Origin of the sequence: Comamonas sediminis (assembly GCF_041107495.1) — a bacterium.
Lineage (GTDB): Bacteria > Pseudomonadota > Gammaproteobacteria > Burkholderiales > Burkholderiaceae_C > Comamonas > Comamonas sediminis.
The window spans coordinates 126,342-139,952 of sequence record NZ_JBGBDC010000002.1 but is presented as its reverse complement, the minus strand read 5'-3'; the positions used below and the strand labels follow the sequence as shown (position 1 = coordinate 139,952).

The following is a 13,611-nucleotide window of genomic DNA, read 5'->3' as shown; positions in this document are numbered from 1 at the left end:
AGGTCAATTTCGTTAAGTGCGACTACGTACCGCCATGCGAAATAGTCAGAGTGGCGAAGGGATGGCTGCCGTGCAGACGCAAAAAAGCCCCCTGCACTGCAGGAGGCTCGTTGGGAAGTGCGAAGCGGGTTGAAGCGCGATCAGACCCGCTCGGCCACCCATGCCTGAACGCCCGCCAGCGCTTGCGCCAGGCCCGCTGGGTTGGTGCCGCCAGCCATCGCCATGTCTGGCTTGCCGCCGCCCTTGCCGCCCACTTGCTGGGCGACAAAGTTCACCAGTTCACCGGCCTTGACCTTGCCAATGCTGTCCTTGGTCACGCCTGCGGCCAGCTGCACCTTGTCGCCGTCTACAGCCGCCAACACGATGGCGGCGGTGCCCAGCTTGTCCTTGAGCTTGTCCATCGTGTCGCGCAGCGCCTTGGCATCGGCGCCATCCAACGTAGCGGCCAGCACCTTGATGCCCTTGACGTCCACCGCCTGGCCGGCCAGCTCATCGCCCTGGCTCGAAGCCAGCTTGCCCTTGAGCTGCGCCAGCTCCTTCTCCAGCGCCTTGATCTGGTCGAGCGCGCCAACGATGCGGTGGTTCAGCTCGGCCACAGGCGCCTTCAACGTGGCGGCGGCTTCGTCCACCGTCGATTCCAGCGACTGCAGGTAGGCCAGCGCGTTCTCGCCGGTCACCGCTTCGATACGGCGCACGCCAGCGGCCACGCCGCCTTCGGCGACGACCTTGAACAGGCCAATGTCGCCGGTGCGCTGCACATGGGTGCCGCCGCAGAGTTCACGGCTCGAACCAATGTCCAGCACGCGCACGGTCTCGCCGTACTTTTCGCCAAACAGCATCATCGCGCCGGTCTTTTGGGCACTCTCGATGTCCATCACGCGCGCGCCGGTTTCAGTGTTCGCCAGGATCTCGGCATTCACGCGCTTTTCGATCTCGCGCTTTTGCGCATCGGTCACCGGGCTGTTGTGCGCAAAGTCAAAACGGGTACGTTCTGCGTTGACCAGGCTGCCCTTTTGCTGCACATGGTCGCCCAGCACTTCACGCAGCGCCTTGTGCATGATGTGGGTGACCGAGTGGTTGCGCATGGTGGCGGCGCGCAAGGCGGTGTCCACCTCGGCTTGCACTGCATCGCCCACTTTGAGGCTGCCCGCAGCCAGCTGGCCATGGTGGCCAAACACATCGGCCTTGATCTTCAGCGTGTCTTCCACGACAAAGCGGTTCGCACCGGCCGAGATCACGCCCTGGTCGCCCACCTGGCCACCCGATTCCGCGTAGAACGGGGTGGTGTCCAGCACCACCACGGCCGTCTGGCCCGCTTCGATCGCGTTGACGCTGCTGCCATCGACATACAGCGCCACGACCTTGGCGGCCTCGCTCAGCTGCGTGTAGCCGGTGAAGGCATTGGCCGCGCCGGTGTATTCGAGCGCGCGGTCCATCTTGAACTTGCCCGCTGCGCGGGCCTGGCTCTTTTGCTGCTCCATCGCTGCATGGAAGCCTGCCTCGTCCACGCTCAGGCCGCGTTCGCGCGCCACGTCGTTGGACAGGTCCAGCGGGAAGCCGTAGGTGTCATGCAGCTTGAAGGCCACATCACCGGGCAGCACCTTGGCGCCACCGGCCAGCGCGCTGTCCAGGATGTCCATGCCATTGGCCAGGGTCTCAAAGAAGCGCTCCTCCTCGACCTTGAGCACCTCAGTGATACGTGCTTCCTGCTCGCGGATCTTCGGGTAGGCATCGCCCATGACGGCGACCAGGTCCTTGACCAGCTTGTGGAAGAACGGCGTCTTCTGGCCCAGCTTGTAGCCGTGGCGGATCGCGCGGCGGATGATGCGGCGCTGCACATAGCCGCGGCCTTCGTTCGACGGGATCACGCCATCGGCCACCAGGAACGCGGTCGCGCGGATGTGGTCGGCGATCACCTTCAGCGATGGGGTTTCCAGATCGTCGATATGGGTCTCGCGTGCAGCGGCCTTGATCAGTGCCTGGAACAGGTCGATCTCATAGTTGCTGTGCACGTGCTGCAAGATAGCGGCCAGGCGCTCCAAGCCCATGCCGGTATCGACGCAAGGGGCGGGCAGCGGCTTGACCGAGCCGTCTTCGGCCATGTCGAACTGCATGAACACGTTGTTCCAGATTTCAATGAAACGATCACCGTCTTCATCGGGCGAGCCGGGAGGGCCGCCGGCAATGTGCGGGCCGTGGTCGTAGAAGATCTCCGAGCAAGGGCCGCAAGGGCCGGTGTCGGCCATCATCCAGAAGTTGTCGCTCTTGTAGCGGCCACCCTTGTTGTCACCGATGCGGATCACGCGCTCGGGGGGCAGACCGATTTCCTGGGTCCAGATGTCGTAGGCCTCGTCGTCCTCTTCGTAGACGGTGGCCAGCAGCTTCTCGGCCGGCAGCTTGTAGACCTCGGTCAGCAGCTCCCAGGCCCACTTCAGCGATTCGCGCTTGAAGTAGTCGCCAAACGACCAGTTGCCCAGCATTTCGAAGAAGGTGTGGTGGCGCGCGGTATAGCCCACGTTTTCCAGGTCGTTGTGCTTGCCGCCGGCGCGCAGGCAGGTCTGCACGCTGGTCGCCCGGGTGTAGGGGCGCTTGTCGGTGCCCAGGAACACATCCTTGAACTGCACCATGCCGGAGTTGGTGAACATCAGCGTGGGATCGTTGCCCGGCACCAGCGGGCTGGACGGAACAATGGTGTGCCCCTTGGACGCGAAAAAGTCCAGAAAGGTCTTGCGGATCTCAGCGACGGAAAAAGTGGGTGTACTCATGGTGTGAAGCGGTGGTGGCGCCTGCCCGGCTTCCGTTGAAGCGGTGCAGGCGCGAATCTTCCATTATAGGGTTTGGTCGTTACCAGAGGCGCAGCCCGTACCGGGCCCTGCGCTGCGGTTTACTGGGGCACGGGCAGAGGAGCCGCCTTGCGCTTGCCCTCGTGCTCCTTCATGCGTTTTTCATGGGCCTCCAGCCGCCGCTGCGCGGCCTGCTGCTTGGCATCGTATTCTTCTTGGGCTTCACTGATGTTGTCGGGGCGCTCTGCATTCTGGCGCTGCTGCGCGCGCTGCTTGCTGTCGAGCTTGCCCGCCTGGCTGGTAGCGCGGCGGGCAGCGTCCTGCTCGCGGCGCTGCTGCTGCTCGGCAATACTCTCGGCATTGCGCTTGGGCGCATGGCTGCTGCGCTTGGCAGCCTGCTCATCATGCTCCTTCTGGCGCTGTTCCAGATCGGGCTGGTTCAGCGCACCACCATCCAGTGTGGGGTGCTTGCGCTCAAAATCGTTTTGCTTGGACGCACGCGAAGCACGCTGGTTGGCGGTTTTCTCTTCGCGCTCCTGCGCGTTGATGGCGAGTTCGCGCTGGCGCAGCGCGCGCTCTTCGGTGTTGTACTGGCTGCGCACCTTCTGCAGGCAATCCGTTACCGCAAAGTGCTGGTAGCAGATCTTTTCATTGTTGGCCAGACGCGCTTCGCTGTCCTTGCGCTCCTGCGAAATCTGGGCACGCGCCTGCGTGCGCTCCTGCGCATTCGAGGTCTTGCCGGAGGCCGCATGGGCCAGGCTGCCGGCAGTCAGCAGCAGCAACAAAGTCAGGGTGTTCAAACGAGGCATGGTGCCCTCTCCTGTCAGGTCAGCGCAGTGTCGACCACGCGCCGCTCCAGCGACAAATACTCCTGCGACTGCATCTCGTTGAGGCGCGAGACGGTGCGCGGAAACTCATGGGACAGCGGCCCTTCGGTATAGAGCTGCTCCGGTGGCACCGCCGCCGACATGATGAGCTTGACCCGGCGGTCATAGAGGACATCGACCAGCCAGGTGAAGCGGCGGGCGGGCGAGGCCATGTTGACGAACATCTGCGGCACATTGGACAGCAGCACGGTGTGGAACTGGGTGGCCAGCTCCAGGTAGTCGTTCTGCGAGCGCGGATTGACGCAGAGCTCATGGAAATCGAACCAGATCACGCCCCCCGCACGCCGGCGCGGCTTGAGCTCGCGCGACTCGATCTTGAACACCGGCTTCTCGTCGGGCACTTCGGCGAGCTGGCCAAAGGTCTGCTCCATCGCCGCATCGGCCTCGGGCCCCAGCGGGCAGTGGTAGAGCTGGGCCAGCTCCAGTGCGCGGCGGCGGTAGTCCGTGCCATTGTCGACGTTGATCACATCCATGCGCTCGTTGAGCAGATCGATGGCCGGCAGGATGCGGTCGCGGTGCAGGCCGTCGGGGTAGAGGCCATCGGGCGTGAAGTTGGAGGTGGTGACAAAGCCCACGCCGTTGTTGAACAGCGCCAACAGCAAGCGGTAGAGGATCATCGCATCGGTGATGTCCGCCACATGGAACTCATCAAAGCAGATGAGCTTGTACTTCTTGGCGATCCTGGCGCCCAGCACATCGAGCGGGTCCTGCGTGCCCTTGAGCAAGGTCAGCTCGCGCTGCACCTCGCGCATGAACTCATGGAAATGCAGACGCACCTTGCGGCGCAGTGGCACGGCATTGAAAAAGCAATCCATGATGAAGCTCTTGCCGCGCCCCACCCCGCCGTACATGTAGACCCCGCGCGGAATGTCGGGGTGGTTGATCAGCTTCTTGATCGGGTTCGAGCGCTTGTTCTTGTACTGCTCCCAGGCATCGGCACAGCGCTGCAAGGCCTCCACCGCACGCATCTGTGCCGGATCACTTTGAAAACCCTTGGCCTTGAGTTCGGCCTCGTATGCATCTCTTACCGCTGTACCCATGGGTGTCTCAATCTCTTGTTGCTCTAAGAACCTGTTGACGGTCTTCTAAATGACATAGCCTCTGGCGCAGAACCCATCTGCACCAGAGGCTATTTTCACCTAAATCTTCAGGATCAGAAGTTCAGGGTGCGCTTGTCCACGGCCAGTGCCGCTTCCTTGGTCGCTTCCGACAGCGATGGGTGGGCGTGGCAGATGCGGGCGATGTCTTCGCTCGATGCCTTGAACTCCATCGCCACCACGGCTTCGGAGATCAGCTCCGAGACCATCGGGCCTACCATGTGCACGCCCAGGATTTCGTCGGTCGTGGCATCTGCCAGGAACTTGACCATACCGGTGGTATCGCCCAGCGCACGTGCGCGGCCATTGGCCAGGAACGGGAAGGTGCCTGCCTTGTAGGCGACGCCGTCGGCCTTGAGCTGCTGCTCGGTGCGGCCCACCCAGGCGATTTCAGGGCTGGTGTAGATCACCCATGGGATGGTCGCAAAGTTCACATGGCCGTGTTGACCGGCAATGCGCTCGGCCACGGCAACGCCCTCTTCCTCGGCCTTGTGGGCCAGCATCGGGCCACGCACCACATCGCCCACTGCCCACACGCCAGGCAGGTTGGTCTTGCAGTTCTCGTCGACGACAATCGCGCCACGCTCGTCCAGCGCCAGGCCCACGGCTTCGGGGTTCAGACCAATGGTGTTGGCCACGCGGCCGATGGACACGATCAGGCGGTCCACGTCCAGTTGCTGGGCTTCACCCTTGGCGTTGGTGTAGCTGATCTGCACACCCTTCTTGTCGGCCTTGATGTCGCCGACCTTGACGCCCAGCTCGATCTTCAGGCCTTGCTTGTCAAAGGACTTCTTGGCTTCCTTGGCGATTTGCTCGTCCACGGCTGGCAGGAACTTGTCCATGCCTTCGAGCACCGTCACTTCGGTGCCCAGGCGGCGCCAGACCGAGCCCATTTCCAGGCCGATCACGCCAGCACCGATCAGGGCCAGCTTCTTGGGCGCGGCGCCCAGACGCAGTGCGCCATCGTTGGACAGGATGCGGTCTTCGTCGAAAGGCGCGCCAGGCAGCGCGCGGGCATTGGAGCCGGTGGCCACAATGATCTGCTTGCCGGTGATGGATTCCTCTTCCTTGCCCGCGACCTTGATTTCATAGCCGCCATCGGCGGCCTTCACGAAGGAGCCACGGCCGTGGAAGAAGGTGACCTTGTTCTTCTTGAACAGGTACTGGATGCCGTCGTTGTTCTGCTTGACGACGTTATCCTTGCGGGCAATCATCTTGGCCACATCCATGCTGACCTTGCCGGTCGAGATGCCGTGGTCCGCAAAATGCAGATTGGCGTGCTCGAAATGCTCGGACGACTGCAGCAGTGCCTTGGACGGAATGCAACCGACGTTGGTGCAGGTGCCGCCCAGTGCAGGGCCGCCGGCTGCGTTCTTCCACTCGTCGATACATGCCACCTGCATGCCCAGCTGGGCTGCACGGATGGCCGCTACATAACCGCCGGGGCCGCCGCCGATCACGACGACATCAAATTGCTTGCTCATGATTAATCCAATGGTGTTAGTTCAAAACTGCCCTGGTGCAATGCCACACCGAAGAGGCCCGTCTTGGTAGTCAGTTGTTCGTCGTTTTGGCGACCGAACGTCAAGGTGGTGCCGGGATGGGTGCGGCAGACGAACATGAAGGAGCCGGACTCCAGACACGCAATCTTGCCGCCAGCGCGCATCGCGGCCCAGCCCATCTCTTCATAGCCCCTGGCCTTGAAAGGGATGAGCGGCAGCGGCGCTCCCGGCTCACCGACAAACGAAATGGCCCATTGCGGGCCATTTCCGTCCGCCTTCGCGCCGGGCACCTCCTTGGCGGATGTGATCGGGCGGATGCGAACCTGTGCGGGAGCGGGCACACCACGGCGCGCGGCCTGTGTGCCTGCTGCCCACTGGAAGCGGTAGTCACCACTCCAGCTTTGCGTGGCCACATCCTGCGCAGCAGGACGGGGCAAGGTACCGCAAGCGCCCAGCACGAGTGCGGACGCTGCAGCCACCAGAACGCGTCGCATCACTGCCCGGCGACCCGATTACAGGTCGAACAGCAGACGCGATGGATCTTCCAGCGCATCCTTCATCGCCACCAGGCCCAGCACGGCTTCGCGGCCGTCGATGATGCGGTGGTCGTAGGACATCGCGAAGTAGTTCATCGGACGCACCACTACCTGGCCGTTTTCGACCACAGCGCGGTCCTTGGTCGCGTGCACGCCCAGGATGGCCGATTGGGGCGGGTTGATGATGGGGGTGGACATCATCGAGCCGAAGGTGCCACCGTTGGAGATGGAGAATGTGCCGCCGGTCATGTCTTCGATGCCCAGCTTGCCGTCAGCAGCCTTCTTGCCGAACTCGGCAATCTTCTTTTCGATGTCGGCGAAGCTCATCTGGTCTGCATTGCGCAGGATGGGCACCACCAGACCGCGTGGCGAGCCCACGGCGATACCGATGTCGAAGTAGCCGTGGTAGATGATGTCGGTGCCATCGACCGAGGCGTTCAGCACGGGGTACTTCTTCAGCGCGTGCACTGCGGCCTTCACGAAGAAGGACATGAAGCCCAGCTTGACACCGTGTTCCTTGGTGAAGTCGTCCTGGAACTTCTTGCGCAGCGCCATCACCGGTGCCATGTTCACTTCGTTGAACGTGGTCAGGATCGCGTTGGTCGACTGCGATTGCAGCAGACGCTCGGCAATACGGGCACGCAGACGGCTCATCGGCACGCGCTGCTCTGGACGCTCGCCCAGGTCCTGGGCAGCGGCGGGCGATGCCACCTGGGGCAGCGACTTGGTCGGTGCGCCGGTCGGGATCACGCCAGCAGTGGACTTGACGCCACCGGCCACAGCGGCCAGCACATCACCCTTGGTGACGCGGCCATCCTTGCCGGAGCCGGCCACGGCGCCGACCGACAGGTTGTTGTCCGCCAGCAGCTTGGCAGCGGCAGGCATCGCGACGTCGCCCTTGTTGCCACCGGCAGCTGCAGGCGCAGCGGCGGGGGCTGGAGCGGCGGCAGCGGGTGCAGGTGCTGCGGCAGCAGGTGCTGCAGCGGCGCCGGCCACAGCTTCGGTGTCGATCTTGGCGATCAGCTGGTCAGCGATGACGGTAGCGCCGTCGCCTTGCACGATCTCGGTCAGCAAGCCAGCGGCGGGTGCTGGCACTTCGAGCACGACCTTGTCGGTTTCGATCTCGATCAGGATTTCGTCGACAGCAACAGCTTCACCGGCTTTCTTCTTCCAGGTGAGCATGGTGGCTTCAGCGACCGACTCGGACAGCTGGGGGACTTTGACTTCTACGATTGCCATAACAATTCTTTCTGTATTCGTTAAATGCTGAGGTCGTGCTTACTTGGTCAGCACAAAGCCCTTGAGCTTGCCGAATGCGCCTTCGACCAGCGCCTTTTGCTGCTCCTGGTGCAGGTGCGAATAGCCCACTGCAGGCGATGCCGAAGCGGCACGGCCGGAGTAGCCCAGCTTTTGGCCGTCGAGCATGTTCTCGTGGATGTAGTGCTGCACGAAGAACCATGCACCCTGGTTTTGCGGCTCGTCCTGGCACCACACCACTTCCTTGGCGGCGCTGTACTTCTTCAGTTCAGCGGCAAAGGCCTTGTGGGGGAACGGATAGAGCTGCTCGACGCGGATGATGGCCACATCGGTGCTGCCTTCTTCGGTGCGCTTCTTGACCAGATCGTAGTAGACCTTGCCCGAGCAGGCGATCACGCGCTTGACCTTGGCGGCATTGGCGACGATGGCCTCATCGCGCTCACCGATCACCGTCTGGAAGCCACCGGAGGTGAATTCCGACACGGGCGAAGTCGCGTCCTTGTTACGCAGCAGCGACTTGGGGGTCATGATGATCAGCGGCTTGCGCAGCGGACGCACCATCTGGCGGCGCAGCAAATGGAAGATCTGCGCAGCCGTGGTGGGCTGGGTCACTTGCATGTTCTGGTCAGCCGACAGCTGCATGAAACGCTCCAGGCGAGCCGAGCTGTGCTCAGGGCCCTGGCCTTCGTAGCCGTGAGGCAGCATCAAGGTCAGACCATTGATACGGCCCCACTTGACTTCACCGGAGGCAATGAACTGGTCGATCACCACTTGGGCGCCGTTGGCGAAGTCGCCGAACTGCGCTTCCCAGATCACCAAGGTGTTGGGATCGTTGGACGCGTAGCCGTATTCGAAGCCCAGCACTGCCTCTTCCGACAGGATGGAGTCGATCACGGTGAACGGAGCCTGGTTGTCGGCCACGTTCTGCAGTGGGATGTAGGTGCCTTCGTCCCACTTTTCACGCTTTTGGTCGTGCACGACCGAGTGGCGGTGGGTAAAGGTGCCACGGCCGCTGTCTTCACCCGACAGGCGGATGGGGTAGCCCGACGCCACCAGCGACGCGTAGGCCATGGTTTCACCCATGCCCCAGTCGACGTTGATGTCACCACGGCCCATCGCTGCGCGGTCGTCGTACACCTTCTTGACCAGCTGGTGCGGGTTTACCGAGTCAGGCAGGGTCGTGACGCGCTCGGCCAGACGCTTCCACTCGGCCACTGGAATGGCGGTGTCGGCACTGTCGGTCCACTTCTGCTTGAGGAAGGGGCTCCAGTCCACGGCGTACTGGCTCTTGAAGTTGGTCAGCACCGGATCCACCGTGTGCTTGCCCGCATCCATGGCAGCGCGGTAGGCCTTGACCATGTCGTCGCCCAAGGTCTCGCCCAGGCCTTGCGTGGCCAGCTTGTCGGCATACAGCTTGCGCGTGCCGGGGTGCTGGGCAATCTTCTTGTACATCAGCGGCTGGGTCAGCGCAGGGGTGTCCTGCTCGTTGTGACCGAGCTTGCGGTAGCAGATGATGTCGACCACGACGTCCTTGGAGAACTCCATGCGGAAGTCCAAAGCCATCTGCATCGCCAGCGCCACCGCTTCCGGATCATCGCCGTTCACGTGCAGCACGGGCGAGTCGATCATCTTGACGATGTCCGTGCAATACGTGGTCGAGCGCAGATCGCGGGGATCGGAGGTCGTGAAACCAATCTGGTTGTTGATGATGATGTGCACCGTGCCACCCGTGGTGTAGCCACGGGTTTCGGACAGTGCCAGCGTTTCCTGGTTCACGCCCTGGCCGGCAAAGGCCGCGTCACCGTGCACCAGCACGGGCAGCACTTGCTTGCCCTGGGGATCGTTGCGGCGGTCCATGCGCGAGCGCACCGAGCCTTCGACCACGGGGTTGACGATTTCCAGGTGCGAGGGGTTGAAGGCCAGCGACAGGTGGACGGGGCCGCCCACGGTCGACACGTCGGAGCTGAAGCCCTGGTGGTACTTCACGTCGCCCGCGGTCAGCTCTTCAGGAGCGGTGTGGTCGAACTCGGCAAACAGGTCCTTGGGCATCTTGCCCAAGGTGTTGACCAGCACGTTCAGACGGCCACGGTGGGCCATGCCGATGACGATTTCCTGCACGCCGGTCTGGCCAGCGGCATTGATCAGCTGGTCCATCGCAACGATGAAGGACTCGCCGCCTTCGAGCGAGAAGCGCTTCTGACCCACATACTTGGTATGCAGGAAACGCTCCAGGCCTTCGGCCGCCGTCAGGCGATCGAGAATGCGCTTTTTCTGGTCGGCGTTGAAGGCGGGCTTGCTGCGAATGGTTTCGAGCTTTTGCTGCCACCAGCGCTTCTGGTTCTGCTCGGCGGTGTACATGTACTCCGCGCCCAGCGTGCCGCAGTAGGTTTCGCGCAGTGCATTGAGCAGCTCGCGCAGGGTCATCGATTCCTTGCCGAAGAACGTGTTGCTGATGTTGAACACGGTTTCCTGGTCGGCGTCGGTGAAGCCGTAGAAGGCGGGATCGAGCTCAGGAATTTCGGGGCGTTCTTGGCGCTTGAGCGGATCCAGATCGGCCCAGCGTGCGCCAACGTTGCGGTACGCAGCGATCAGCTGCTGCACAGCCGTGCGCTTGCGGCCCAGTTCCGAATCAGCACCAGACGCTACCACCACCTTGGTCACGCCCTGCTTGGCGCGCTCGGCGAAGGCATTGACTACGGGAAGATGAGGGACGTCCTTGGCGTTGCTGCCGTCCAATGCGGGGACGTTTTGCAGTGCATCAAAGTAAGCGCGCCAGGTGTCTGGTACGCTGCCTGGGTTGGCCAGGTAGTTCTCATACATCTCTTCGACATAGGGGGCATTGCCGCCGAAAAGATAGGTGTTGCCTTGGTAGGCTTGATACACAGAGTTTGTATCGCTCATTTTCTCCGCTGACCTCCGCTTTCCTCTGGAAAGCATTAGCTGGTGCATATAAACAACCTTCCGCGACACGGCTGAACCGATTGGCGGATGCGACTGTGGCTGGGAAGGGCCGATCAACCGGTATTGTGCCACTTCCATCTGGGCTTGTCCTTCGATGGCCTTGCGCCAGCGGACACAGGCCTGGAATAGCGTAGGTTTATGCAGGAACCAGATACATTTGCGCTATCCATTCACACCGATGCGCTCGATGTTCAACAACCACTCTCTTCACGACAAAGCATTCATCTTGCTGCTAATAGGCGTCAGCATTGCTTTTTTTGCCGTGCTTTTCCCCTTTCAGGGCGCCGTTTTCTGGGCCGTGATCTTCGCTGTTGTGTTTACGCCTCTACACAAAAAAATACTGGTTCGCCTCCCCAAATACCCGACTATCGCGGCCTTGATTACGCTGATTCTGTGCCTGGTGCTGGTGATCCTGCCGCTGATCCTGCTGAGCATCTCCCTGGCCAAGGAAGCGGCCACCATCTATGAAAGCGTGCACTCGGGCGAAATGAATTTCGGCCAGTACTTCCAGCAGATCTACAACGCGATGCCCCAGTGGGTGCTGGACCTGCTGGCCCGCTTCAACCTGAACGATCCCAAGGTCGTGCAGGAGAAGGTCTCGGGCATCTCGGTGCAGGCCAGCCAGTATGTGGCCACCAAGGTGCTGGCCATCGGCCAGAACACGATGGGCTTTCTGGTGAGCTTCTGCATCATGCTCTACCTGCTGTTCTTCTTCCTGCGCGACGGCAAGACATTGATCCGCAAGATCCTGGCCGCCACGCCGCTCGATGACGCGCACAAGCGCAAGCTCGGCGCCAAATTCATCACCGTGGTGCGCGCCACGGTCAAGGGAAACCTGGCCGTTGCTGCCACCCAGGGCGCGCTGGGCGGCATCATTTTCTGGATCCTGGGCATTGAGGCATCGCTGCTGTGGGGGGTTGTGATGGCCTTCCTGTCGCTGCTGCCTGCCGTCGGTGCAGCCATTGTCTGGGGCCCCGTCGCCATTTATTACTTTGCGACAGGCTCCACGACTGAAGGTCTCATTCTGGCGGCCTACGGTGCCGGCATCATGGGCATGGTCGACAACGTACTGCGGCCGCTGCTGGTGGGCAAGGACACGAAGATGCCCGACTACCTGATCCTGATCTCCACGTTGGGCGGGTTGTCGCTGTTCGGCCTCACCGGTTTTGTCATCGGCCCGCTGATTGCCGCGCTGTTCATTGCCGTCTGGGATCTTTTTGCGCCCCAGGCCCACATCAGCGATTCCGCTGAGGTAGACAATAGCGCCAGGTAACCTCTTCTTCTGGTGGGCGCACGGCGCCTGCCCATTCTTTGCTGCCCCGACCCATGCCCGCTCGCGATTTTGAATCCCGCAAACAGGAGTTCCTGGATTTCTATGCCGCCCAGTTGCCCACCCTCAAGGCAGCGGCGGCTTCGTTCAATGCGCTGATCCACGCCATTTTGAGCAACCTCGAAGGCGTCAACATCGCCAAGTTCGAGTGCCGGGTGAAGACTGCCGATGAATGCGTGCGCAAGTTCAAGCGCAAGTACCGCAACTTCGTCGAAGACCAGTCCGAAGACTATGCCATCCAGGACTACATCACCGACCTGATCGGCGTGCGCGTGGTCTGTCTCTATGAGGACGAGCCACCGGCGATCATGTCCCGCGTGCGCGAGTACTTTGATGTGATCGAGATCACCGACAAGACCTCGCCGATGGAAGACTCGGAGTCCGAGTTTGGCTACAAGGGCATCCACATGGACCTGCGGCTCAATGCGCAGCAAGCGCAGCTGACCGAACACCAGGCCTATGCCGACCAGGCGTTCGAGCTGCAGATCCGCACGATCATCCAGGACTCCTGGAGTGAGCTGGACCACAAGATCAAGTACAAGAAGTCCATCCCGACCAATCTCAAGCGCCGCATCAACATCCTGTCTGCGCTGTTTGAACTGGCGGACCGCGAGTTCCTGCAGATCCGCAACGAAACCAGCCAGGCCCTGGCGCTCTCGCGTGCCGAGGACGAGGCCGAGGGCGCCTTTGGCGACGGACTGAGCGACAACAACGAACCGCTCGATGCCTTCAGCTTTGTCGCCTTTGGCCACAAGCACTTTCCGGGCTATGAGTTCGACCCGCAGAAGGTGGAGTTCTTCCTCGACGAGCTGCTGCATGACTTTGCCGTGCGCCACGCGGGCTGGCTGTTTGCCGTGGTGCAAAAGCATGTCACCACAGTGCGCCATTACAAGGCAGACTTCCAGCACCGCTATCCATCCAGCAGCTTCAACCCCTTCACGGTCATGCGCCACTGCCTCTATCTGGAAGACAAGCAGCGCTTTCGCAAAACGCTGCGCAACTCCGCCCGCGAGGCCTTTGAAGAGTGGCTGCAGCGGCAGCCGGCCAACAGCACCAGCGAAGATTAAGCACCGCAGCGCTGGCCGCCTCAGGCCGTGCGCCAGGGACCTACGCATACGCCGGAACAATACTCTAGCAAGGCTCTCAGCCATTAGCTAAAGTCAATCTTTGTCAACCGGGCCAGCCGCCCTGCCGCATTGCAGCGGCCATGCGGCTGCCAGGCGCGGTTAGCACAATGCAGACAAAGGCGCAGAACCCG

The 13,611-nt window shown here is 61.9% G+C and carries 9 protein-coding genes; 2 read left to right on the top strand and 7 right to left on the bottom strand.

Annotated elements, in window-relative coordinates; all coding sequences use genetic code 11:
- Nucleotides 1-140 precede the first annotated feature (140 nt).
- From alaS to AB7A72_RS04765, 7 genes are all read right to left on the bottom strand, one after another.
- On the bottom strand, nt 141-2,765 hold the full coding sequence (gene alaS / locus AB7A72_RS04795) for an alanine--tRNA ligase (protein ID WP_369459169.1): 2,625 nt from the start codon (nt 2,763-2,765) through the stop codon (nt 141-143).
- Nucleotides 2,766-2,884: 119 nt separating this feature from the next.
- Nucleotides 2,885-3,592, bottom strand: a complete 708-nt coding sequence (locus AB7A72_RS04790) for a hypothetical protein (protein ID WP_369459168.1) — start codon at nt 3,590-3,592, stop codon at nt 2,885-2,887.
- Nucleotides 3,593-3,606: 14 nt separating this feature from the next.
- Nucleotides 3,607-4,710: a cell division protein ZapE gene (zapE, locus tag AB7A72_RS04785; RefSeq protein WP_239812158.1), complete on the bottom strand. Its 1,104-nt coding sequence runs from the start codon at nt 4,708-4,710 to the stop codon at nt 3,607-3,609.
- Nucleotides 4,711-4,823: 113 nt separating this feature from the next.
- The gene (lpdA, locus tag AB7A72_RS04780) at nt 4,824-6,251 is read right to left on the bottom strand and encodes a dihydrolipoyl dehydrogenase (RefSeq protein ID WP_230778264.1); all 1,428 of its coding nucleotides are present in this window, start codon (nt 6,249-6,251) and stop codon (nt 4,824-4,826) included.
- A 2-nt stretch (nt 6,252-6,253) separates the two neighbouring features.
- Complete coding sequence (locus AB7A72_RS04775; RefSeq protein ID WP_369459167.1) at nt 6,254-6,763, bottom strand: hypothetical protein; 510 nt, start codon at nt 6,761-6,763, stop codon at nt 6,254-6,256.
- 18 nt (nt 6,764-6,781) lie between these two features.
- Nucleotides 6,782-8,044: a 2-oxoglutarate dehydrogenase complex dihydrolipoyllysine-residue succinyltransferase gene (odhB, locus tag AB7A72_RS04770; RefSeq protein ID WP_369459166.1), complete on the bottom strand. Its 1,263-nt coding sequence runs from the start codon at nt 8,042-8,044 to the stop codon at nt 6,782-6,784.
- A gap of 39 nt (nt 8,045-8,083) precedes the next feature.
- Nucleotides 8,084-10,963, bottom strand: a complete 2,880-nt coding sequence (locus tag AB7A72_RS04765) for a 2-oxoglutarate dehydrogenase E1 component (protein WP_239812162.1) — start codon at nt 10,961-10,963, stop codon at nt 8,084-8,086.
- Nucleotides 10,964-11,210: 247 nt separating this feature from the next.
- Between AB7A72_RS04765 and AB7A72_RS04760 the strand changes: the two genes are divergently transcribed.
- Nucleotides 11,211-12,296 (top strand): AI-2E family transporter, encoded by a 1,086-nt coding sequence (locus AB7A72_RS04760; protein WP_239812700.1) that lies wholly within the window; start codon nt 11,211-11,213, stop codon nt 12,294-12,296.
- A 53-nt stretch (nt 12,297-12,349) separates the two neighbouring features.
- Nucleotides 12,350-13,420: a GTP pyrophosphokinase gene (locus AB7A72_RS04755; RefSeq protein ID WP_239812163.1), complete on the top strand. Its 1,071-nt coding sequence runs from the start codon at nt 12,350-12,352 to the stop codon at nt 13,418-13,420.
- Nucleotides 13,421-13,611: the final 191 nt, after the last annotated feature.